Source organism: Parapedobacter sp., assembly GCF_035556095.1.
Classification (GTDB): Bacteria; Bacteroidota; Bacteroidia; order Sphingobacteriales; family Sphingobacteriaceae; genus Parapedobacter.
This window is the reverse complement of the sequence record NZ_DATMFT010000011.1, coordinates 203,114-226,388: the sequence shown is the minus strand read 5'-3', so window position 1 is coordinate 226,388 and position 23,275 is coordinate 203,114. Positions and strand designations below refer to the sequence as shown.

15 protein-coding genes are annotated in these 23,275 nt (G+C 45.9%); 13 read left to right on the top strand and 2 right to left on the bottom strand.

Annotation, left to right across the window (positions count from 1 at the left end; translation table 11 throughout):
• Positions 1–22 precede the first annotated feature (22 nt).
• The 13 genes from VNQ80_RS05780 to VNQ80_RS05720 all read left to right on the top strand — a co-directional run bounded on the left by VNQ80_RS05780 (position 23) and on the right by VNQ80_RS05720 (position 21,901).
• Positions 23–1,252: a DUF5000 domain-containing lipoprotein gene (locus tag VNQ80_RS05780; RefSeq protein WP_325636509.1), complete on the top strand. Its 1,230-nt coding sequence runs from the start codon at positions 23–25 to the stop codon at positions 1,250–1,252.
• A gap of 22 nt (positions 1,253–1,274) precedes the next feature.
• Positions 1,275–2,540, top strand: a complete 1,266-nt coding sequence (locus VNQ80_RS05775; RefSeq protein ID WP_325636508.1) for a DUF4998 domain-containing protein — start codon at positions 1,275–1,277, stop codon at positions 2,538–2,540.
• A 239-nt stretch (positions 2,541–2,779) separates the two neighbouring features.
• Positions 2,780–3,988, top strand: coding sequence for a beta-galactosidase (locus VNQ80_RS05770; protein ID WP_325636507.1), 1,209 nt, complete (start codon positions 2,780–2,782; stop codon positions 3,986–3,988).
• Positions 3,930–5,960 carry a beta-galactosidase gene (locus VNQ80_RS05765; protein WP_325636506.1) on the top strand — a complete coding sequence of 677 codons (2,031 nt, stop codon included), beginning with the start codon at positions 3,930–3,932 and terminating at the stop codon, positions 5,958–5,960. The genes VNQ80_RS05770 and VNQ80_RS05765 overlap by 59 nt, the downstream gene beginning before the upstream one ends.
• A gap of 18 nt (positions 5,961–5,978) precedes the next feature.
• On the top strand, positions 5,979–6,833 hold the full coding sequence (locus VNQ80_RS05760) for a metallophosphoesterase (protein ID WP_325636505.1): 855 nt from the start codon (positions 5,979–5,981) through the stop codon (positions 6,831–6,833).
• A 209-nt stretch (positions 6,834–7,042) separates the two neighbouring features.
• The gene (locus VNQ80_RS05755; protein WP_325636504.1) at positions 7,043–7,621 is read left to right on the top strand and encodes an RNA polymerase sigma-70 factor; all 579 of its coding nucleotides are present in this window, start codon (positions 7,043–7,045) and stop codon (positions 7,619–7,621) included.
• 90 nt (positions 7,622–7,711) lie between these two features.
• Positions 7,712–8,797 carry a FecR family protein gene (locus VNQ80_RS05750; protein WP_325636503.1) on the top strand — a complete coding sequence of 362 codons (1,086 nt, stop codon included), beginning with the start codon at positions 7,712–7,714 and terminating at the stop codon, positions 8,795–8,797.
• A 275-nt stretch (positions 8,798–9,072) separates the two neighbouring features.
• On the top strand, positions 9,073–12,477 hold the full coding sequence (locus VNQ80_RS05745) for a TonB-dependent receptor (RefSeq protein ID WP_325636502.1): 3,405 nt from the start codon (positions 9,073–9,075) through the stop codon (positions 12,475–12,477).
• Positions 12,478–12,504: 27 nt separating this feature from the next.
• Positions 12,505–14,469, top strand: a complete 1,965-nt coding sequence (locus tag VNQ80_RS05740; protein ID WP_325636501.1) for a RagB/SusD family nutrient uptake outer membrane protein — start codon at positions 12,505–12,507, stop codon at positions 14,467–14,469.
• A gap of 33 nt (positions 14,470–14,502) precedes the next feature.
• The gene (locus tag VNQ80_RS05735) at positions 14,503–17,373 is read left to right on the top strand and encodes a SusC/RagA family TonB-linked outer membrane protein (protein ID WP_325636500.1); all 2,871 of its coding nucleotides are present in this window, start codon (positions 14,503–14,505) and stop codon (positions 17,371–17,373) included.
• A 12-nt stretch (positions 17,374–17,385) separates the two neighbouring features.
• Positions 17,386–19,173 (top strand): RagB/SusD family nutrient uptake outer membrane protein, encoded by a 1,788-nt coding sequence (locus VNQ80_RS05730; protein WP_325636499.1) that lies wholly within the window; start codon positions 17,386–17,388, stop codon positions 19,171–19,173.
• A gap of 20 nt (positions 19,174–19,193) precedes the next feature.
• Entirely contained in the window at positions 19,194–21,002 is a 1,809-nt protein-coding gene (locus VNQ80_RS05725; RefSeq protein WP_325636498.1) for a DUF4838 domain-containing protein, read from the top strand.
• The gene (locus VNQ80_RS05720) at positions 20,999–21,901 is read left to right on the top strand and encodes a ComEC/Rec2 family competence protein (RefSeq protein ID WP_325636497.1); all 903 of its coding nucleotides are present in this window, start codon (positions 20,999–21,001) and stop codon (positions 21,899–21,901) included. The genes VNQ80_RS05725 and VNQ80_RS05720 overlap by 4 nt, the downstream gene beginning before the upstream one ends.
• A 13-nt stretch (positions 21,902–21,914) precedes the next feature.
• Here VNQ80_RS05720 and VNQ80_RS05715 read toward each other — a convergent pair whose 3' ends face one another.
• Positions 21,915–22,388, bottom strand: a complete 474-nt coding sequence (locus VNQ80_RS05715) for a ribonuclease H-like YkuK family protein (RefSeq protein ID WP_325636496.1) — start codon at positions 22,386–22,388, stop codon at positions 21,915–21,917.
• Between the two features lie 158 nt (positions 22,389–22,546).
• The gene (upp, locus tag VNQ80_RS05710; protein ID WP_325636495.1) at positions 22,547–23,191 is read right to left on the bottom strand and encodes a uracil phosphoribosyltransferase; all 645 of its coding nucleotides are present in this window, start codon (positions 23,189–23,191) and stop codon (positions 22,547–22,549) included.
• Between the last annotated feature and the right edge of the window lie 84 nt (positions 23,192–23,275).

Here is a 23,275-nt window from a genome sequence, read left to right as displayed (position 1 = left end):
TCAATAATATATCGTAGAAATCATGAAGAAAAATATAAGCCTTTCGTCACTCCTAGTCCGGTATGTCATTTCGGTAGGGGTGTTGGTTATGGTATCTTGCAAAGAAGAAAAAATAGGCCAAACCCCTGTTGATAGCACGCCTCCTTCAGCGGTGAGGAATGTTAGTATCGAAGCGTTGCCGGGGGGTGCAAAAATCAGTTATGACCTTCCGGACGAAACAGATATCTCGTATATCACATGCGAATATATGTTCAATAACGAAAAAAAGGTGTCCCGGTCTTCGATTTACAATAATTATGTTGTTATAGAAGGACTGGCGGACATTGTTCCTTGTGACTTTACCCTTTACTTGGTAGATCATAGCGAGAACAAATCGGAACCTTATACAGGATCATTCATTCCACTAGAGCCGCCTTTTCAATCGGTATTTAAGACCATTACGGTAGAGCCGGATTTCGGCGGCGTGGTTATTCGATGGGAAAATGAATCGAACGCTTTGATAGGCGCATTTTTATACGCGATGAATGACGACGGTGAATGGGAAGAGTACGATTTGGTGTACTCGTCAACAGCGGAAGAAAAGCGTTCCATCAGGGGCTACAGTACGGATGAGCGTCAATTCGGTGTAAGCTTAATCGATCGGTTTGGTAATACATCGGACACAATGGTGGTAGCTGCCGAGCCACTTTATGAGAAATTGCTGGATAAAAGCAAATTTAAGGATGGGCATTTGGCCGGAGACAATTATACGTCGCATACCAGCCGTCCCATCAACAATATCTGGGATGGAGATATTAACGTGATCTGGCATACAAGTCCTACCGCGGGTTTTACCCCACCGCAAACCTTTACGATCGACCTCGGTGCAGAAGCCAAGTTAAGCCGTATGATGCTTTGGAATAGACAGGGTGAATTTATTTTTAGCCAACATAACGTACGGTATTTTGAAGTGTGGGGTACCAACGAACTGACCCACGATATCAATGATGCATACTGGAGAAGTGAAGCTTGGAAAGATGACTGGATTTTGATTGGAGATTTCGAACAGATCAAGCCGTCGGGATTGCCTTTAGGCCAATCAAACGCAGATGACGATGCGGCTACGCGGGCTGGAAGTGAATTTATATTTGAATCGGGGGTTGGAGAAATGCGCTATATCCGGTTTGTGGTGAAAGAAACCTGGGCAAGAACGGCCGCCCTACATATTGCGGAAGTATCCATCTATGGCGATGATGGAGTGATAGCGGAATAATGGTTTTCTAAAGAAGATAAACATGAATAAAAGCATAAAAAAAGTTCAGGACAACGTGGTGAAAAAAATTGCCACGATGTGCGCTGTCGTCGCCACGTTTTGCGTGATGAGTTGTGACGATATGAATAGCATCCACCAGGAGTATTATGAGATGGGAGAGGGAATCTATACAGGGGTTGTCGATTCGTTAAAAGCTCTGTCGGGATATGAACGGGTTAGGTTCGATTGGGAAGTTAACGCAGATCCGAGGGTTAATAAAACAGTGATTTACTGGAATCAGCGGTCCGACTCTGTCGTAGTTGATATAAACCGTACCCAACACGGCAGGATGAGTTTATCATACGATCTGGAAAACTTAAACGAAGGCACCTATACGTTTGAATTCATTACGCGTGACAATCAAGGGCATTTCTCGATGGCAACCGAATTGGTTGTCGATGTTTACGGTGAGTTCTATATACAGTCGCTGCGGAATAGGGGTGTCGCTGCCATAACAAAGCAACCGGATGAAACGATGGTGATCGAATGGGAGCCGATTGCCAGTAACACGGTGCAGTACGTTACCGTAAGCTATGAAGTGGATGGTAGCGAGCAGACCGTCCAAGTGGCGAATGACGAAACAGAAACCATATTGACAGGCCTCAAGACGGGCGATGTAATAGGCATATCCACTACACACCTGTCTGAAAATGCGCTGGAACCGCTGAATGCTTTGGTAAGGGAGTATGCCATGCCTAAATTGGAACGTGAAATCAACAAGGGGAATTTTGCCATTGTCACGTTGGCTGGAGATAATACTTCCGTCAATGGTGACCGGAACTTGGCAAAGATATGGGATGGCAAAATAAGCAATCCGGATATCCTGCATACGGTAGAAAATGCCGCTGGGTTTAACTTCCCCCATCATTTTACTTTTGACATGGGGGTTCCGGCAGAACTCAGCCGTTTCCGATTGTGGCCCCGTACGGATGCTGGTGCGTTCACAGGACACAGCCCCCGGTATTTCGAGGTCTGGGCAACCGACGAGCTGCAGCGGCCCGCCGATGATAATTCCTATTGGACATCCGATGACTGGAAGAGCGATTGGAAGCTGTTGGGCGATCATGAAATCATAAAGCCCGTAGATGCTGCCGGTCAATCGACCGAATGGAAAGAAGGTTGGGAATACATAGTCGCCGACGATGCCGGTAAGGTTCGCTATATACGGCTGGTCATTAAAAATTCCAATTGGCAGGGCTCAAATTGTGTAAATATTGGCGAAATCACCCTTTGGGGCGACGACCTTTAAGAAAGCACGAATAGGCCCGTAACATCAATATTGTATTCCACTACAGCATGGTGCAGGTTGCACCTGCGCTCACAAACCGCTATGTTCGCTAGCGGTTTGTTTGTTTTGTAACCAATTGAACGATTGATTTCATTTGGGAATCAATTTTATAGGCTATTTCATGTCATAGACAAGACATTGAGATAGGATAATCGAATAGCATTATAATATTTGCCTTTTATTAAACACTATAAACTATTATGAAGCACCTATTTTTATTGATAAGTCTAATTGGATGTTCCATCCTATCGTTTGCGCAACAGGGAAATAGCACAGCAGAACAGCTTCCGATTCTGGCATGGTATGGGGTTTCTCCGGAGGAAAGCACGGTGGAGCGCTATATCGAATTGCGCCAATCGGGAATCACGCATAACTTCACCTTTTTCAATAGTGTCGACGAACTTGCTGTGGCTATGGAGTCGGCACAAAAGGCGGGTGTTAAAATGATTATCCACTGTCCCGAATTGGAGAAGGAGCCCGAGAAAATCGTACAGCGATTTAAGGACCACCCAGCGTTGGCCGGTTATTTCTTGCGGGATGAACCTGGCCGGGTTGACTTTCCGGCACTTGGAAAGTGGGCAAGGCGTATACAAGCGGTTGATAGTGAGCATTTTTGCTACTTGAATCTTTTCCCGAACTACGCCGGGAAAGAAGCGCTAGGCACGGAAACATACCGGGAGCATGTACAATTATTTATTGAAGAAGTGCCCCTTCAGTTGTTATCTTTTGATCATTACCCCATTGTCGAGGATGAATCGGGTGACCGGACGATGCGAGCAGGGTTCTATGAAAATTTGGAGATTTTTTCGGATGAGGCACGCAAAGCCGGGAAGCCATTTTGGGCATTTGCGCTGACGGTGGCCCATACACCTTATCCCATTCCCACACCTGCGGAAATACGCGTGCAGGTTTATAGCAATTTGGCTTACGGCGCGCAGGGCATCCAATATTTCACCTATTGGACGCCGAAGCCGGGTACATGGGATTTTCACCATGCTCCGATTGAATACGATACCAGAAAGCGTACAGAAGTTTATGACTATATCACGCAAATGAACCGCGAAATCCGTGGACTGTCCAAGGTGTTTTTAAATGCAGAGGTGGTTTCGGTAGCCCACACGGGCGAATCGATTCCACAAGGGACCCGACGGTTGGAAAAGCTACCTGAGGTAATTACCAAATTTGAAACAGCGGGAACAGGGGCAATCGTCTCGGTGTTGAAGAAGGGAAATACTTCCTATCTGGTTATCGTGAACCGGGATTTCCAGGAAAGCATGTCGGTGACGATCGAGGGTGATAGTCGATTGAATCGCGTATTGAAAGACGGGAGCATTGTAAAGGCCGATGCATATGTCAGTAAATTGCCTGTGGCACCCGGTGATGTATTGGTGTATGCTTGGGAGGGGTAAGTTCGGACTGCTTATTGGGTTTAGTGTCATCGCACTTTCGGGATGTGGTTTGGCGCGCTTTACAAAGCAGGGCGAGCGTACTGCAGAGGTACGCGTGGAGAATGATGTCCCTGCGCTATACATCAACGGCCAAAAATGGCCCCCCTATGCGTATATGTCCTATCTTGGCGAGACCCGATTTTACGAGGAGATGGCAGATGCGGGCCTCCACCTTTACAATATACCCGCATACCTCGGCGACCAAGGTATTAATTCCACGTCTGGTATCGGGCCGTTCCGTAAGGCTATTTGGCAAGCACCACATGTATTTGATTTTTCGAGCATCCAGGAGGATTTCGACGATCTTATCAAGGCTGATTCTGCCGCTCGGGTAATTATTCGGCTGCACCTCGATCCACCGATATGGTGGGAGAATGCACATCCCGATGAAGTGAGTCGGCAGCCAGACGGTACCTCGATTCGGACGAGTTTCGCGTCGATGAAATGGCGGCATGATGCTGGGGAGGTGCTGCGGAAGACCGTCGACTGGCTGTTGGAATCTAACTATGCGCCACATCTTGTTGGTATCCACGTGGCGGGTGGGTTTACAGAAGAATGGTTCTACCATTACCGCGATTTCTTTTATGATGGGAGTCCGGCGCGCTTGAAAAGCTTCCAGCTATGGCTTCGAGAGAAGTACGCTGCAGATGTGGCAGCCTTACGTGAGGCGTGGAACGATAAATCACTAACCTTTGAAGCCGCTCGGCCAGAAGATATCAGCGGCAAGAACCGTGAAGAAGGTTGGCGAAATGCCGGTAGCGACCGATCTTATTTCGATACGTTTGATTTCCACGCTGGCCTGATGGCTGATCATATCATGTATTTTTGTGATATCGTCAAAGATGCCAGTGCCGGTCGGTTACTCACCGGGGCGTTTTATGGGTACCATTACTTTGTGACCGATCCCCGCCGCGGGCACGGTGCGCTAGCGAAGCTGCTGGATTTTCCGAATCTCGACTATCTTTCCAGTCCCAACGACTATCACCGCGTTGCTGGAGAAGATTGGGCACCGTTTGCGGCAATTAAATCTGTTCAGCTCCATGGCAAGCTATGGCTGGCTGAAAACGACACCCGTACCAGTATCACCACCCTGTTGAAAGACAGGGCTCCCAACATTGATCCGCCGGGCGACTGGTATAGCAAAGGTGTGTGGATAGGACCCGAGAATATGGAAACATCGGTATCCCTCTTATGGAAAAACTTGGGAAGGATGTTGGCATATGGGTATGGAGGTTGGTGGTTTGACATGTGGGGAGGTTGGTTCAGCGATCCCCGGTTGATGAGGGTGATTCAGGAGGGGCAGGAACTGCACCAGAGGTACTCGCCGGACGACTGTCCAGACATGCATACAGAAGTAGCTGTCGTGGTTGATGAGCGGTTGCAGTTCTGGGATAAAAGTTTTGGTCAGCAAACCGCTGAACTGATGGCCAACCGTTATGCGCTGGGTAAATGCGGCGTACCTTATGACTTATACCTACGCACCGATTTAGACAAAATCGAAGTGGACCAATACAAGGCTATTTGGCTGCTGGGACTTCGTGATTTGAGTAGGGAAGAACAGCTTATCGTTGACCGGTTGGCAATAGGCAATTGGCTGCTACATTCCGATGGTGAAGGGACTGTCTTGAAAGCCAAAGGCGAGAAAATCGAGCGTTATCCTCAAAAAAATCAGTGGTCAGCAGCAGAATTGGGTGAATTGTGGCAGCAGGCCGGCGCACATCGTTACAATGAACAAGAAGATGTCGTCTATGCGGGTCGGGGTTGGATTTGCATTCATTCTCTAGCCGGCGGGGGAAGACAGCTGTTTTTGCCTTTCCGAGCCCAAATAACAGATGTGATTTCTGGCGGTACCATAGAAGCGAATAATGGTTTTGTCGAATTGGTTATCCCACCGGGAGGTACTCGGTTGTTTCGGATTGATAAAGTAATTTAGTTTTCTGATACCTTTGATATGTTAAAATACCTTTTTCAAGTCGTTGGCAGCCTTGTTTTTCTGATGATCGTACAATGCACTGGTGGCAGTATCGATAACGATGAATCATTTTTCTTTTTTCAAATGTCGGATACGCAGTTTGGCTTTTTTAATAATAACGAGGATTTCATTCAAGAAACAATCAATTTTGAGCGGGCCATTTCGGAAGCAAACCGATTAAAACCCAAATTTGTAATCGTTACCGGTGATTTAATCAATATCCCCGGCGACACTATACAGATAGCTGCGTATAAAGCTATAGCGGATAAACTTGATCCGAACATACCGTTGTACAATTTGCCTGGCAATCATGAATTAGAAAATCAAGTTACAAATGAATTGCTGGCTGACTACAGGCGCCAATTCGGAAAGGATTACTATACCTTCTTTCATGGGAAGTTAATGGGGATTGTACTCAATTCGTCGTTGATTTCAGATCCGAGTCTAGTTCAGGACGAAGCCGACAAACAATTCGAATGGTTACAGGAGATCTTGTTGGACGCTGCATCGCACAATTTTCACATTATCGTTTTTCAGCATCACCCCTTGTTTTTAGAAGAGCCGGATGAAGATGACCAGTATTTCAATATAAAAAGGGAAGTTAGAAAGCGGTATTTGACTCTGTTTAAAAAGTATCAGGTGAGCCATGTTTTTGCCGGTCACCTACATCGGAACGCTTATGGGAAAGACGGTGAATTGGAAATGGTCGTCACTGGGCCTGTGGGCCGGCCATTGGGAGACGATCCTTCTGGTTTCCGGATTATCAAATATGACAGTGGTCACGTGAGCCATCAATACTATAGTTTAGATTCAATTCCTTCAACAATTAGGTGATTGGTGAACCTGTTTAAAACGATAACCCAGTACGGTACAGGTTGCACCTTCGTTTATAAACCAGTAAGTTCGCTACCAATGTGGGTGTTTTATAACCAATTCAAACACCATTGTTATAGCGTAAGTCTGCTAGAATGGCTTTTCATGTCGTCGATACGAATATATCATTTCCTCCTAAGGTTCTCATCATGGTATAAAAAGGAGAAAATATGAATCGAAGCTATCAAGGCAGTCTCTCAGACGAGATGCTCATCGAGCGTATCCAGCAAGGCGACAAGGAAGCGTACGCACTATTTTATGAGCGCCACCGGACTGCCATGTATTTATCAGCCTACCATTTGTTGCGTGATGAAGAAGATTCACGTGATGCTGTACAAGAATTGTTTGTGACGGTGTGGCAGTATGCAGACCGTATAGACCCAAAAGGCAATATCAAAGGTTACCTTTATACTGTGCTACGAAACCGGATTCTTACCGTGATGAGCCGGAGTAAACACTTCGATGAATACATTAATTCATATCTTGCTTTCGAGCAGCAATCTGTTAGCACCACTGAAGAGGCCGTACTCGCGCGTGAACTGGAGAGGCTGTTAGAAGAAAAAATCGAACAGTTGCCCCCCAAAATGCGGGAAGTATACCAGCTTTCATGGAAAGATCACCTAAACAATAAGGAAATTGCTGAACGTATGGCTATCAGTGAGGGTACCGTAAAACAACATAAGCATCAAGCAATGCGTATTCTACGCGGCAAATTGCAGCGGTTGGTATCCGTCTTATTATTTTTTTAAAAAGAAGTTCAAGTCAACTATAACCTTTATCCATCCCATTAGTATAGCTATAAAAGGGATGAGAACCTTTGGAGCCCAATTGTAAATGATATGCAAGAGCGAGAAAAAATCAGGCAATTATTTGAGCGTTATCGATCGGGTCGTTGTACGCCCGAAGAGCAGGCGCGCTTGCATGCTTGGTTTAATCAGTATGCCGGGAATGAAGCGCACGGGCTGGATGATTTAGATAAATTGTACTACGCTAAACGCGCGTTTAAGAAAAAACGATTGTTGCGGTGGTTTCCCTATGCGGCGGCAGTAGCGATACTCGCCTTCGCATTTGTGTGGTACGTATCCAATGATTCGGTCGAAAGCCCAAAACCGGAAATCGTGTTGGAACCAAATGACGTCGCACCGGGCGGAAACCGAGCCACGCTTACCCTCGCAGATGGGCACACGATTGATTTGAGCGAAGAGAAAACAGGAATCGTCATTGGCGACAGAATTATGTACACTGATGGCGATGATGTATGGGATGGAAAACTAGCGGAAACCGAACGCACGACCCACTACTTACAACTCACGACTCCCAAAGGGGGGACGTACGATATTACACTCTCAGATGGAACCAAGGTGTGGTTAAATGCGGAATCTACGCTTAAATATCCTTCGCGGTTTGCAAGCGAAGAGCGCGTTGTTGAAATTGAAGGCGAAGCTTATTTTTCAGTAACGAAAGATTCGCAAAGGCCATTTAGGGTGGTAAGTCTAGGTCAGCAGATTGAAGTACTGGGTACGGAGTTCAACGTTTCTGCCTATACCGACGAAAATGAAGTGAAAACAACCTTAGTGGAGGGAAGTGTGAAGCTGCAAATCCATGCTAGCGGCGAGCGCATGCTGTTGGCTCCCAGTGACCAAAGTGTGCTTTCAGGGGCTAGGATAACTAAACGGGCTGTCGACGTCAGGCCGTATATCGCTTGGAAGGATGGCGACTTTAATTTTGACAACACAACACTATCGGACATGATGAAGCAAATGGCTAGATGGTATGACGTGGACGTGATCTATGAAAGTAACGTGCCGGACGAGCGGTTTAGCGGAACGATGTCTCGGAATGTCACGCTACAGACGGTGTTGGAGCTGTTGCGTATTTCTGGAATCGATTACCATATACAAGGAAACGACCTGATTATTAAATAATATGAATCACTAACGATATAAAACCACCGATGCGTATGGATATGAGAGATACCACTTGACCAGAAGTCCAGAAAAACACACAGGGAAGACGCTTCACCATCCTCCCTGCGATATTGGACAACCGAACTTCTGTTATAATTAATAAATTAAGCTATCCAGTCACTGCAAACTTAAGGAAAAAAGTATTGCCGTGGCTATAACATGCCATGAATATGATAATTCATTTCCCCATACATACAGCGAGGGGAATAAAACGAAAGCAGGTATTTCGAGTAATGAGATTAACAGCACTATTGGTGTTGGTCGGATGCATACACCTCAGCGCAGCGTCTTATTCGCAAACTGTCACGTTGGTTGGCGACGACTATTCGTTGCCTCAGGTGTTCAAAGTAATCGAGAAGCAAACCGCGTACAAAGTCATCTACAATGTACGTTTTTTAAAAGACACCAAGACGGTTTCGGTTTCAGCTAAGGAGGTGCCGTTGCAGCGGTTCCTCTCGGACGTGCTGGAAGAACAGGCACTAACGTTCAGTATCCGAGAAAACACCATTTTGATAGGGCCAAAAAAGGAGGTTTCGGCTCCCATAATAACAAGGCCTGTCCAACGGATGATAACGGGAAAGGTGACTGATGAACAAGGAAACCCATTAGAAGGCATCACAGTTTCGGTAAAGGGAACAAGTATCGCGACAACTACGGATAATGCAGGAAACTATCAAATCGAGACCCTCAATAGTGCCGCAATGCTAATATTCAGTGGCGTAGGGTTCTCCACCCGGGAAATCACAACGGGCAGTGCTGCCGTAGTGAATATGAGGTTAGCGACTGAGGTCAGTGATTTGGAAGAAGTTGTGGTGGTTGCATACGGCAAGCAGGCCAAAGTTTCGTTAACTGGCGCCATCTCCACCGTTCAGTCGTCAGACCTCCGGAAAACCGCGGTTACCAGTTTTGGGAATGCGCTGGCAGGCAGATTAACCGGTTTATCCGCAACACAATCTGGAGGAGGAATGCCCGGCAGTGACGATCCAACGATATACCTAAGGGGCGCCGCAACGATGAATAGTTCAAGTCCATTAATCATTATCGATGGTGTTCCGCGTGATAATATCCGTACCCTCGATATTAATGAAGTCGAATCGGTAAGCGTGTTGAAAGATGCATCGGCTACAGCGGTGTACGGCGTCCGGGGTGCAAATGGCGTAATCATCATTACCACGAAGCGAGGCGAAGTAGGTAAAGCCAACTTGTCCATTTCGGCGTTACAGACGTATTCCTCGTTTACTAGGAAACCTGAGCGGTTGCATTCTGTAGACTATATCGATCTTCGAAACCAAGCTTATATTAACGACGGTTACGATCCTGTTTATGCTGCTGAGATTCGTGAAAAATACGAGAACCCATTATTGGGCCTTGACCCGAATGATCCAGACTACGAAACCAAAGCGGCCCTGAGACGACATATTTACCCAGACAATTACTTTTATGAGCAGGTATTTAAACCGTATGCTCCTGAAACGCACTTGAACGCCAATGTACGGGGTGGTACTGAGCGTACACAATATTTTTTTAATGTGGGTTACATCAAGCAAGGTGGTCACCTTAATACCGAACCTAAGGATAAGTTGGGTTACGACCCTGCAATACGATTGGACAGGTGGAGCTTCCGGTCAAATCTAGATTATCAAATGTCTGATTTTCTGACCGCACGACTTAATATCGCATCCTATATTGAAGATCAAAATACGCCCACTTCCTTTCCGTTCAGCTCGACGGAAGAAATGCTACGCGGGATTATGTTGACAACGATGTTGATGACTCCCGTGTCTATAGGGCCAACTACAATGGCGGGAGTGAACCCGGACGTGCCAGGCGACCATATCATAATTCCTATTTATGCCGACTGGGCACCTTACGGCATGATAAACAGAAATGGATATGAAGTATATACACGCACAAATCTCAACTCTTCATTGGAATTTGAATTCGATTTTGGAAAAATGGTTACCCCGGGGCTATCAGGAAAGGTGCTGGCTGCCTATGATGTATTTCCACAAACAAGACTTTTTGGCCAGCGTAGTGAAAGAACCTATTATGCGGAGCCAGAATACGAAAGGAACAGTGTGGGATATTCCGAGAAAGCCTCGGCCGAGAATCCGATGACATTGACACGTCATTCCTTCTCAAATTATAATATCAATTTCCAAGCATCGCTCAATTATAATAGAAGCTTCAATAAGCATCAGGTCTCGGGCTTATTCTTAGCCCAGCGGGACTACTGGGAAGCGGTATTGGCCGATTTACCTTACAATGTAGTTGGTGTCGCTGCTCGGGGTACTTACAATTATGATGAACGTTATTTTGCTGAAATAAACATGGGGTATAATGGTTCTGAACAATTCTCTCCAAAGAAAAGGTTCGGTTTTTTTCCTGCTTATTCTGCAGCCTGGGTGTTATCCAATGAACAGTTCTATACAGCCGATGCTATTTTGCAGTTATTCAAGATCAGAGGATCCTATGGACGTGTTGGTAATGATAAGATCGGTGGTTCCCGATTTCTATATTTAGATAACATCACCATCGGACAGAACAACAATGTTGGGGGGCTCGGCATCGGTGAAGTCATCAATCAAGGGTTATTGGGAAACCTGGGGCTTACGTGGGAAGTGGCCGACAAACTGAATATAGGTATGGATTTTAAACTATTGAACGTATTGAGCGGGTCCGTCGATGTCTTTAGCGAAAGGCGGTCACAGATCTTGATTCAGCGCAGTGCTGTGCCGGTTTATCAGGGAATTCCGGCTGGCAACATCCCGAAGGCTAATCTTGGAAAGGTCAATAATCGAGGCGTAGAGCTGGAACTCGTTTATAATGGAAAACTCTCGAATGACTTTTTTATAACCGCGAAGGGGAATCTCGGATTTAATAAAAATGTTGTCGTCTACAACGACGAACCCCGGCGGGATGAAACATATGCCTACGCGTATACTTCGACAGGTTACGGATTAGGACAGCAGTGGGGATACAAAGTTGATTGGAGCTCCCCGGGCAAAGGTTACTGGACATCGGGCGAGGAAATCGAAGCGAGCGGCCTGACTTATTCATTTGGGAGCCCCCAACCCGGTGACCTGAAATACGTCGATCTGAATGGCGATGAAATCATCGATCAACGGGATATGGCCCCAATAGGTTATACCAGCATTCCGGGTGTTACCTTTGGCTTTGATGTTAATTTCGAATACAAAGGATTTGACTTCAGTGTGTTTTTGTCGGGAGTCGGGCGTTATTCATCAATTTGGAGCGGAGATGGCATCTATGAAAACGTCAAGCAGGGAACGTATTTTGGCTATCATCATAATGCGTGGACGAGAGAACGGTTTGAGCAGGGAGCAGAAATCACATACCCGCGATTAAGTACAGGTACCACATCCAATCATGTCGCCAATGAGTTTTTTTTGCAGGATCGGTCTTTTATCCGTTTACGTAATCTTCAAGTCGGATACACCCTCTCGGATAAGGTACTCGAAAGGCTTGGCGTGGGAAACCTCCGTATTTTTGCGTCAGGCCAGAATCTCTTCCTGTGGGATAAGTTGAAGATGTCGCATCAAGACCCTGAGAAAACGCACCCGGTACAATATCCCATTACTAAGTTCGTTGGCTTCGGGATGAATGTTTCTTTTTGATTTATCGGCCTTATTAATTTAACTATAATGACTAAAATATACAGCAGATTTTCACTTTTGCTTTTAGTGTTTGTGCTGACCTCCTGTGAAGATATATTGGATCAGGCTCCAGACGGAAAAGTTTCACTTGATGAAGTTTTTTCCGATCATAACCGGGTAGCCGCTTTTTTAAATACATGTTATACGAATATTCCTGCATATGGGAATGAATACTGGTATAACACTAGAGGCCCCGTGGTAGCAAGCGATGAAGCCTGGGATGCAGACGACATAGACTATCCATCCGGAATGGGTCCGCGAATGTATAATGGTGATGCGGCGGCTGGCAACTATCCGATGACAGACATGGTAGGTTTTCAGAATGTAAGCAATGGACTATATTGGGAGCGTTATTTTGAGGCCATCCGGAACTGCGCGTATTTTATCGGCAGGATTGAGACCGCAGCGGTGAATAATGATACTGACAGAGCCCGATGGAAAGCCGAAGCACATATTCTTCGTGCCTTTTATTACTTAGAATTATTAAAATGGTACGGTACCGGGTTGCCGTTAATCAGCGAGCCATTTTCCCTTGATACCGACTTTTCGACGGTAAAGCGTGCATCGTATTATGAGACTGTTCAGTTTATCATAGAAGACTGTAATAACGCATTGGCCACGGCTTCGTTGCCGTGGCGTATAACCAATCAAACGGAGGCCTATCGCGTGACCAAAGCAATGGCAGAAGCGATAAAATCTCGTGCCATCCTGTATGCGGCAAGTCCGTTGTATAACGAAGGGGAAGATCATTGGCAAGAAGCGTATGAGGTAAATAAAGCCGCAGTGGAAGCATTAGAAACAAACGGATATCAGTTATATAATGCGCTCAATTTCCCCTCTGTATATAAAGGTTTCCAATCTTATCTTCCCAATCATACTGCTAATTTCCCTGCGGATCAGGCCGACGAATATACGACCGCCGCAGCAATATTAAATGAATATTACACGAGGGATCTGGATTTTACGCCTTCTCCGAGAGATCGAGAGACCATTTATAGCCATTGGGCCCCGATGAATGGGAACTTTCATGCTGAAGGAGTGGGAGCGCAAGCCGGATACCGAGCGGCAACTTGTCCATCGCAGGAACTAGTTGATGCCTTTGAAACTATCAACGGTCAGACAATACTGAACTTGGATAATCCTTACTTGGATGAGCGGCATACCCAACCCAATTACAATCCGGCTAATAGCCTATATGATCCGCAAAACCCCTACGAGAAACGGGATCCCCGCTTTTACGCGTCGATTTATTATAACGGAAGTGAGCGGTATTGTTACTGGCATACCAGTTTAAGCCCGGAAAATTTGGATAATTATACACCAGATGGCAATAACGGATTCGGATTTGCAACGCGTACTATTTCTACTTGGAAAGATGATCCGTTGTTCGGTATTAGTGAGAACGTTCGTTACCGCACGCGTACAGGCTACTACCTACGGAAGTTTATTTCGCCCAATGCGGGCTCTTTCAACGAAATACCCGGTCCACGTGAGAAAATCTTTCGGTTAGCTGAAATGCTCCTCAACTTCGCTGAAGCTGCGGCGCATGCCGGTTATGCGGACGAGGCAATTGCCGTGGTTAATGAAGTGAGGGCACGTGCCGCCATGCCGTCACTGTCAGGCGGATTTTCCAAAGAAGAGTTGATTTTGCGTATTCGGCACGAGCGCCGGGTTGAACTGGCACTCGAAGGGCACCGTTTTTTTGACGTGAGACGCTGGCAGGAGCCGGATGGTGACCTTTCCGCAACAGATAAGTGGGTTACGGCGATGGAAATAACCCGACATACCAACGCAGGTGGTGAATTTTCCCATTTTACATATCGTCGGCGACCTGTGCGGCTTGCTGAAAGACAAAACTATACTAATAAATATTTGAAAGCTCCCATTCCCCAGGCAGAGGTCAATAAGATTTTTGGCGTATCTGGCGAGAACTGGCAAAACCCTGGTTGGTAATAATGGTTTACATCGTTTTAAAGACAATTAAATATGTTTAAAAGATATATTTGCGGCGTGCTATGTTGCTTCCTAATGCATGCCCAAGCCGCTGCTCAAAGCCTGAATACCGAGGTGAATGGAGGTGAGGATTCCCTCGGTATGGAAGAAATAATTGATTTAGGTTTCATTCGCCAGCAAAAGGACCACTTAGCGGGTTCGATATCCGTTGTAACCGGAAGTGAACTCGCGAAAACTCCTATGCCTAATCTGTCTTCCACCTTTGCAGGTCGCTTTTCAGGATTACTCACCAATGAGACGTCATCGGAATGGGCACGGGTTAAAAATCAATTTTGGGTACGGGGCGGAGCGACGGGAGAAATGAGAAACCCCATAATCATTGTCGACGGATTGATGATTCTGGTCAGACCCGAATTGGTATTGGAATACATCAATCCCAATGAGATCAATACGGTGGCCGTTTTGAAAGACGCATCAACGTTAGCCTTATATGGGATTAGCGGTGCGGATGGAGCTATTGTAATCTCAACCAAACGAGGACGGATAGGAAAGCTTGAAGTTAACGGGCGCGTGGATTATTCGTTGCAAGAATTATCAGAAAGACCACGGACGCTTAACGCGTTCGAATACGTATCGCTACGGAATCAAGCGGCGTATAATGATAACAACGCATTGGGGAAATTCCAGCTATTCCCAGAAGAGGTCGTAAACGCATACACAGCCGGGGGGGACCCGGAGCACTATCCGGATAATAATTGGTTTGACCGATATATAAATCGATTTGCCCACGTGCAGCGCTCATCGCTCAACATGCAAGGAGGGGGCGAAAAAGTAACTTTTTTCTCGAACGTAAACTTCATGAATCAAACATCGAATTTCATCGTCGAGAAAAATGAAAAATACAAACCCGATCCGTTGTACCGGTGGATTAATTTTCGAACGAATGTCGACGCCAAATTAAACAGTGTATTCCGGGCATACTTGAATGTAGCGGGTAATGCCGTACGGGAAAAAACCACCGATGAGAATATGGCGGACACCTATACAAGCATATTTGAAATGCCGCCCATCATTTACGACGTTACTCCCGTTATTATCGATCCCAATACGGGCGATATCATTCACCCGGGGGGCGAAGTAGTCACTTCCATCAATTCAGACGCATCCAATAGCACGTATGGTCGTTTGAACAGACAGGGATACCGACAGCATACTGCTACCAATATCTATTCTAATTTTGGTCTCGAAGCAGATCTGAATCAGGTAATCAAGGGACTTAAGGTGCTCGGAAATATCGGTTTTCAAACCAACAGTCCCAATACGCTGGGCTCGCTGCGGGATTACGAAAGATGGACCCGAGATGGCGATTGGAACGAACTGATGTTTCAGAAAAAGGGTACAAACGAGCATACGCCGCTTACCATATCTAAGGTAGGAAGGCTGTTTTATAATTTAAATTATCAAGTATCCGGTATGTACGATAGAAGGTTTGGAAATCATCAGGTAAGCGGCTATCTGTATGGTATGTTTCAGAAATACCTCAATGGAGACCCCTTGTTATATAAACGTATTTACACGGGTGCAATAGGCACCTATGTGTTTGATAACCGTTATGTAGTTACCTTGGGTACTGGATATTCCGGATCGGATAATTTTGCCCGCGGACGCAGGTTCCATGCCACACCGGCGGTTGCTGCGGCATGGATTGCATCAAACGAACACTTTTTCGATCAGATGCAGTGGTTGGAGTTCCTTAAGCTGAAAGCCTCGTACGGAATAAACGGCAACGACCAGACCGGGGTACCGCGATATGGCTACCTTGATAATATAAGCGGTGTCACGGAAGTGAGCTCGGGCAATCCACTGTACGAACCTGAGAAAGTCCATAAAACGAATATAGGTATAGAAACTAAATTCAAAAATGGGGTCAGCGTGGCGGCCGAGTGGTACGCATTGAAAACGGATAATTTAATGATTAACAATACCGCGTATATCCCCGCATATAACGGACTGGTGTCATCGTTTCCGTTAATAAACGGTGGAAGTGCTGAAAACACAGGTGTCGAAATTGAATTGGGTTACGATAAACAGGTCAATGACAAGCTTTCCGTAAGTACCTACGGTTATCTAAATATCGGCGACAACAAGATACAAAAGGCCGGTGAAAACCTGCGAACTTCCGACTATGTGTACGGCAAGCGTGTGCAAGGATTTCCGATTGGCCAGGCGTGGGGATACCAGGTTGACTATTCCAACGGCAATGGGTTTTTCAATAGTCAAACAGAACTTGATGATTACCTTTCCACAACGAACTATGCCTTTGGGAATCCGCGAGTCGGCGACCTAAAGTATGTGGACTTAAACGAAGACGGAGTGGTAGATGAGAAAGATCAGGTACCGATTGGCTATGGTATCCTTCCCCGTTATACGTTCGGATTTCAGATTGGGCTTACTTATAGGGCATTTAGCTTTTCCGCTTTATTCAATGGCCGTGCAAAAATCAAGAACTTGGTCCATGGTAATGCAGGATTCTATGAATCAGCCATACGCGACGGTTTGTATTCTCCGACCCATCTTTCCGCGTGGACCGAAGAGCGGTATGAAAACGGTGAACCAATTTTACATCCCGCGTTGTCATTGGTGTCAACAACAACCAATGCTGCAGCGAGTGATTTCTTCGTTATAGACCGATCCTATGTGCGGCTCAGAAATGTCGAAGTTTCTTATCAACTTCCGGCCAGTGTAGTAAATGCAATTGACAGCAAAGAAATACGGGTGTTTGTTAGTGGCCATAACCTGATTACATGGGATCGGTTGGGCGATTACGAGTTTGGACCGGAAAATCATTACAATACATTGTCACCCGCCCGGGTTTTTAATTTCGGTGTTAATGTAAGCTTCTAAGGGAGATTTATTATGGAAAATAAAAAGAAATCAAAAATATTCATTCAGTTACTGGTATTAGTTGGATTGTTCTTTGGCACTTCGTGCTCCAGTATGTTGGACCCGGAAGATGATGGGCGGGTGACTTACGAATTTATCTTTAGCAATCAATTCAAGATTCAACAGTTATATAGCTCATGTTTTTCGACAATCGTGTCGCCGAATATCATGAGTGCGTCTTTTACCGATGAAGCACAGGATGCAGATTACTTAACCAATAGTTCATTGATTAATTGGTATAATGGTAATATTACAGCAGCTAATCACGGAATCAATACCTTCGGTGGCGATCCATGGAATACACTATATACGTTTATCAGGCGCTGTAATGTTTTTTTAACATATATTCATGACGAGACTGCTGGATTGCCAGCAGATCAAAAGGCTGGCTACATTGCGGAAGTCCACGCGATGCGTGCATACTACTATTGGCAGCTTGCAAAGCGCTATGGAGGTGTCCCCATTGTCACCAAACCACTTCCCGTGGATTACGATTATTCGTCGGATGTGAGGCCATCGTTTGGCGAGGTTGTCAATTTTGTTTTGTCCGAATGCGAAGAAGCATTGAAAGGCCCCGACACTCAACTTGGGTTTCCATGGGGTCATCACGATCGATTGGTTGGGCGATTAAACCGGGCTTCGGTTTACGCCATCATGTCGGAGGCTGCATTGTATGCAGCCAGCCCGTTATGGGCTGATGGAACGATTACTTGGGAACAGGCTACGGAAATTACCGGCAGGGCGTTGGCTGAATGCCTTGAACATGGTTATGAGCTCTTTAAAGCGGCTCCCACGGATGGTACCAGCTATAATGCGTATGAAAATTATTTCCTGATGCAAGATGTTACACGCTCCGTCGATAGGGAAACCATTTTTTGGGGTGGGGGGCAGCTATCAATTTGGAGTAACGCCGGCCTCCCGACCAATCCAGGCATGGTTACCGCCGGTCAGACGCCTACCCAAAACCTGGTGGATGCGTATGAGATGCGAAGTAGCGGGCAACCGCCCATCTTAGGTTACGAAGACACGAATCGTCTGGTTCCGATCATCAACCCGAATTCGGGGTATAATCCTCAGGCACCATATGAAGGCAGGGATCCGAGGTTCTATGCTACTGTGCAATTTAATGGGGCGGCCCGTTACCCTAATCGGCCGGATGATAAACGCATTGAGACCTTCGTTGGTGGGGCAGAGGGCATTGCGAATAATGACCGGCGACATACACCGACGGGCTACTACTTGCGGAAGTATAATCACCCAAATTCTACCAACGCCGCGAATGCAGATGGGGCAATGCGGATGTTCCGATTGGCGACACTGTACTTAAACTTCGCCGAAGGTGCTTATCATTCGCATGGCCCAGACACTAAGATTCCGCTTCAGGGGGGAAGGGAGATGAGCGCCGTAGATGCGGTCAACGCTATTCGCGATCGTGCGGGTATGCCTCATTTCCCGGCGGGTATGACGAAAGAAGCGTTTGAGGATAAATATCGAAATGAAAGACGTGTAGAGTTAGCGTTCGAAGGGCAGCGGCCATTTGACCTGCGACGTTGGAAGATTTTGGCTGAACAGGAGGAAACTGTAACCGGTATGCGCATCGAAAAAGAAGCAGATGGTACGTATATTTATAACCGATTTGCGTTTCCCAAAAGGAAGGCTATTGCTGACAAGTTTTTAATTTTCCCCATTAACATAACAGAAATAACAAAGATTAGGGAAAATACCGGAGCGAATTGGCAAAACCCAGGGTGGGATTTTTAATCCCTTTTCAATAAGATGCGATGAAAACAAGAAGCACATTATTTCTTTTTATTCAGTTTATTCCGCTTATTCTGTTTGCAGAACAGTCGCTACAGCTAGCTAATCATGGCCGTTCTGCATACCAAATAAAAATATCGCCAGACGCTTCTGCGTTAACAAAGCATGCTGCCAACGAATTCCAACGCCTGTTCGAAATGCGGGCGGGCGTTTCTTTGCCGTTGGTTACAAGTAATTCGACTAATGATAAGGAAGTGGTTATTGGAGAAGGTTCCAACGGCTTGCTTGAAACCGGGGAGGCGCTTGAAGAAGATGGATTTGTAATTAAAGTACGTGGAGATCGGATTTTTATCGAAGGTGGTGCGGGCAAGGGTGTATTATATGGTGTATATACGTTTTTCGAGAAATATTTAGGATACCGTTGCTACGCCCCAGACGTGCTTACATATCCCAAGCGGAAACGGATCACATTGCCGGTAGGGCTTTACGAAGTGCAACAGCCACAAAACAGCTATCGCAACGTCTTTTACGATGTGGTGAAAGATCCATTTTATCGAGACTGGCATAAACTTGACCAAATGAAACCCGACTGGGGTCTGTGGGTACACACCTTCAGTACATTTATACCTGCCGGCGAGTATTTTGCAACGCACCCGGAATATTTTGCGTTGGTGGATGGTAAGCGGCGTGGGTTTCAGGACGACCCGCATCTGCAGGCACAATTGTGCTTAAGCAATCGGGAAGTCCGCCACCTCATCGTGGAAAAGTTAAGAAACTTCATTAAAGAAAACCCAGAAGCCAAATATTGGTCGGTTAGCCAGAATGATACCTATCCGAATAGTGGGTATGAATGCACATGCAATGACTGCGCAGAAATTGATTTGCTGACCGGCTCGCCAAGCGGCTCACTTGTTACGTTTGTGAACGGAATTGCCGAGCAATTTCCCGACCATGTGATATCAACGTTGGCTTACCGTTATAGCCGTCGGCCTCCGCAACACCTTGATGTCGACAGCAACGTGAACATCATGTTGTGTTCCATTGAGTGCGACCGACAGCAGCCGATTGCTACCGATACGCTTAGCACTGACTTTCGCAAGGACGTTGAAGGTTGGGGACAACTAACCGACAACATCATGATGTGGGATTATGTTGTGCAATTTTCAAACTTATATGCGCCTTTTCCGAACTTGCGAATATTGCAACCGAATATTCAATATTTCAGCAATCACGGTGTGCATGTTCATTTTCAGCAGGGGAATATTAGCAAGGGCGGGGAGTTTGCAGAACTGCGGCCATACCTTATTGCTAAATTGTTGTGGAATCCTCAAGTGGACATCGCTAAGGAAATGGCTGACTTTCTAAACGGATATTATGGAAAAGCGGCGCCCTACATTGATGAATATATACAATCGACACATGATTTGCTGGAAGCATCTAAAATCAAACTCACCATCTACGGCTCTCCGGAAAATCATTTAGCTGGTTTTTTAAGTCCTGAGGCTTTGGTGCGTTATGAACATCTTTTCGACCAAGCGGAACGTAAAATAGCTTCTGACACCACACTGCTCAAGCGGGTTAAAGTTGCCCGTATGCCATTGACTTATGCCATATTGGAAATAATTAAAAAGGCCGGTGAACCTGACGGAAGCGATTTTTATAAAATAGGCGATAGGCAGTGGAGCAAGGAATTGCTATTAAGCCGACTGGAGGAGTTTTATGCGTTGTGTAATGAAAACAAGGTCAATTATTTAAAAGAGAACACATTGTCACCGCTATCCTACTACGGGGATATGAAAGCGTTTCTGACGGGAAATATAAAAGTGTATTGAAAACCAAATTATTAGATAAAGTATTTATGAATCGTATTTTACTACTGCTTATTCTCGTTTTTTTCACCTTGTACACCCAGGCCCAGCGTAAAAGCGATTTCATAATGTGGCAGCTACCCTCCCAGGTAAACACAATAATGAATTCCTACGTTTTTCAGATGGCTAATGGTAAAGTATGTGTGTTTGATGGGGGGACAAATGCAGAGACTACTTATCTCAGGGGTTTTATCGGAGCATTGGGAAATGAGGTTGAGGCGTGGTTTGTAAGTCACCCGCATAGCGATCACATTGAAGCTTTGAATGAAATATTGGAAAATCCCAACGGCATAAAAATTAAGACAATTTACCACTCCAAACTTTCAAACGCATTTGTTAACACGTATGAGATCGACTCGAAGGATCTTACGTTTACGTTTTATGATAACCTTGTCAAATCAGGCATCAACGTTATTGACATACGAGAACCTGGCTATGAGGTTCGTATTTCAAAAACGATTTTCAAGATATTAGGTGTAAGTAATGAAGAAATAATTGTAAATCCATACAACAATTCCAGTATGGTTATCAAGGTGGCTGACGCGAACAAATCGATATTGTTTTTGGCAGATTTAGGTAGAGAAGGTGGAGACAAACTGTTAGCCAGCCCGTATGCCAGGGAGCTTGATTGTGATTATCTACAATTGGCACATCACGGGCAGTCAGGAGTGCGTAAGGAGTTTTATCGTCAGATTAAATTTAGCGCTTGTCTGTGGTCAACGCCTTCTTGGCTGTATGACAATGATGCAGGACAGGGCTATAATACCCATACATGGGAAACTGTCGAGATTCGGGAATTAATGAAACAACTCGGTATCAAGAAACACTATCGCTCGTTCGAAGGATTATTCGTGATCGAGTGAGTCTTTCTTATTATCACTGCACCACCTTGTTTGCACAGGCCGAACTCGCGAATGCTTCGGGCTTTGCTTTAAACACAAAGCCCATGCTGAGGATGTAGCCCATAGCATCATGCAGGGCGAGGTTTGATTTGAACATGGGGTTGGTGTTGATGTCGGCATGCACCTCGAGGTCAACATGGTAGCGATCAAGTAAATCACAGAGTGCGTATGCGATTTCAATGGAGCGCTGCACTTCGGCGAGCATACGCTCTTTGATGCTCATTTTGAGGCTGGTGCGGTCCTGATGAATGTACATAAAGCCGCCCCTGCCTTCGCGGACAAACACAATAACAGTAGCGAATTCGGTGGTGCCACCCTTTACTTGTGAGTCGGTGCCAATACAGACTTTGAGCTTGTTGCCCAAGGCATATTCGCGGGCAATGGTGGTGGATACTTCGTCAAGAATGGGCTGGCGTATGGGTTCGCCACTGAATTTTTTCCAAGTCATAAAATTGGTTTTTAATGAACGATACGGAAAAGAACGCTATTGAATGCGAGTTAAAGGTAAAGATAAAAGCAGCTTGATACCAATAACTTAGTGTGAAGTTTTTATTAACACGTACGCGGTTTTTAACATCGCGTACGGTGTTTCGGCGGGGTGCACGCTTAATCTTTCGCCCCGTAGGCCAGATCGCCCGCATCGCCCAAGCCTGGCACAATATACGCCTTGCTGGTGAGCTCACTATCTACATCACCGATCCACAGTTGGGCTTGGGGAAGGAATGCCTGTATGTGTCCGATGCCTTCTTCGCTGGCAATGGCCGATATGATAATGAGTGATTTGATGTCGAAGTCGTCAAGCAACTCTTTGCAGGTAAGTACCATCGTTCTGCCCGTAGCAAGCATAGGGTCAACGAGGATGACAATGCGGTTGTTCAGGTCTACGCTGCTTACATATTCTTTGCGGACTTCGAACGCGCCGCTTTTTTTGGTCTTACGATAGGCCCCGATGAACGTACTCTCCGCTTGGTCGAATACGTTCAGCATCCCTTGATGCATGGCTACGCCGGCCCGCAAGATCGTAGCTAATACGGGTTGTTCGGCGAGGAGTGCGGTTTCAGCAATGCCCAGTGGCGTTTCTATCTCGGCAGGCTCGTAGATGAAGGTCTTGCTGATTTCGTAGGCAAAGATTTCTCCCAATCGTTCCAAGTTACGCCGGAAGCGCATACGGTCCTGTTGAACCTCGACGTTCCGCAGTTCGGCGAGGAAGTGGTTGGCGATGCTGTTCCGTTGGGTTAAGATAGTAAGCATATTCAAACTTAGCTAAAGTTGTGCTGATATGCAACCATAACCAGGCTGCATGTTCGACGTTCTACCATGCATAAACATGATATC

Excerpts from the sequence above, each read along its gene's own strand:
- VNQ80_RS05780 (WP_325636509.1), top strand. The coding sequence starts at position 23 with ATGAAGAAAAATATAAGCCTTTCGTCACTCCTAGTCCGGTATGTCATT.
- VNQ80_RS05775 (WP_325636508.1), top strand. The coding sequence starts at position 1,275 with ATGAATAAAAGCATAAAAAAAGTTCAGGACAACGTGGTGAAAAAAATT.
- VNQ80_RS05770 (WP_325636507.1), top strand. The coding sequence starts at position 2,780 with ATGAAGCACCTATTTTTATTGATAAGTCTAATTGGATGTTCCATCCTA.
- VNQ80_RS05765 (WP_325636506.1), top strand. The coding sequence starts at position 3,930 with ATGTCAGTAAATTGCCTGTGGCACCCGGTGATGTATTGGTGTATGCTT.
- VNQ80_RS05760 (WP_325636505.1), top strand. The coding sequence starts at position 5,979 with ATGTTAAAATACCTTTTTCAAGTCGTTGGCAGCCTTGTTTTTCTGATG.
- VNQ80_RS05755 (WP_325636504.1), top strand. The coding sequence starts at position 7,043 with ATGAATCGAAGCTATCAAGGCAGTCTCTCAGACGAGATGCTCATCGAG.
- VNQ80_RS05750 (WP_325636503.1), top strand. The coding sequence starts at position 7,712 with ATGCAAGAGCGAGAAAAAATCAGGCAATTATTTGAGCGTTATCGATCG.
- VNQ80_RS05745 (WP_325636502.1), top strand. The coding sequence starts at position 9,073 with ATGAGATTAACAGCACTATTGGTGTTGGTCGGATGCATACACCTCAGC.
- VNQ80_RS05740 (WP_325636501.1), top strand. The coding sequence starts at position 12,505 with ATGACTAAAATATACAGCAGATTTTCACTTTTGCTTTTAGTGTTTGTG.
- VNQ80_RS05735 (WP_325636500.1), top strand. The coding sequence starts at position 14,503 with ATGTTTAAAAGATATATTTGCGGCGTGCTATGTTGCTTCCTAATGCAT.
- VNQ80_RS05730 (WP_325636499.1), top strand. The coding sequence starts at position 17,386 with ATGGAAAATAAAAAGAAATCAAAAATATTCATTCAGTTACTGGTATTA.
- VNQ80_RS05725 (WP_325636498.1), top strand. The coding sequence starts at position 19,194 with ATGAAAACAAGAAGCACATTATTTCTTTTTATTCAGTTTATTCCGCTT.
- VNQ80_RS05715 (WP_325636496.1), bottom strand. The coding sequence starts at position 22,388 with ATGACTTGGAAAAAATTCAGTGGCGAACCCATACGCCAGCCCATTCTT.
- upp (WP_325636495.1), bottom strand. The coding sequence starts at position 23,191 with ATGCTTACTATCTTAACCCAACGGAACAGCATCGCCAACCACTTCCTC.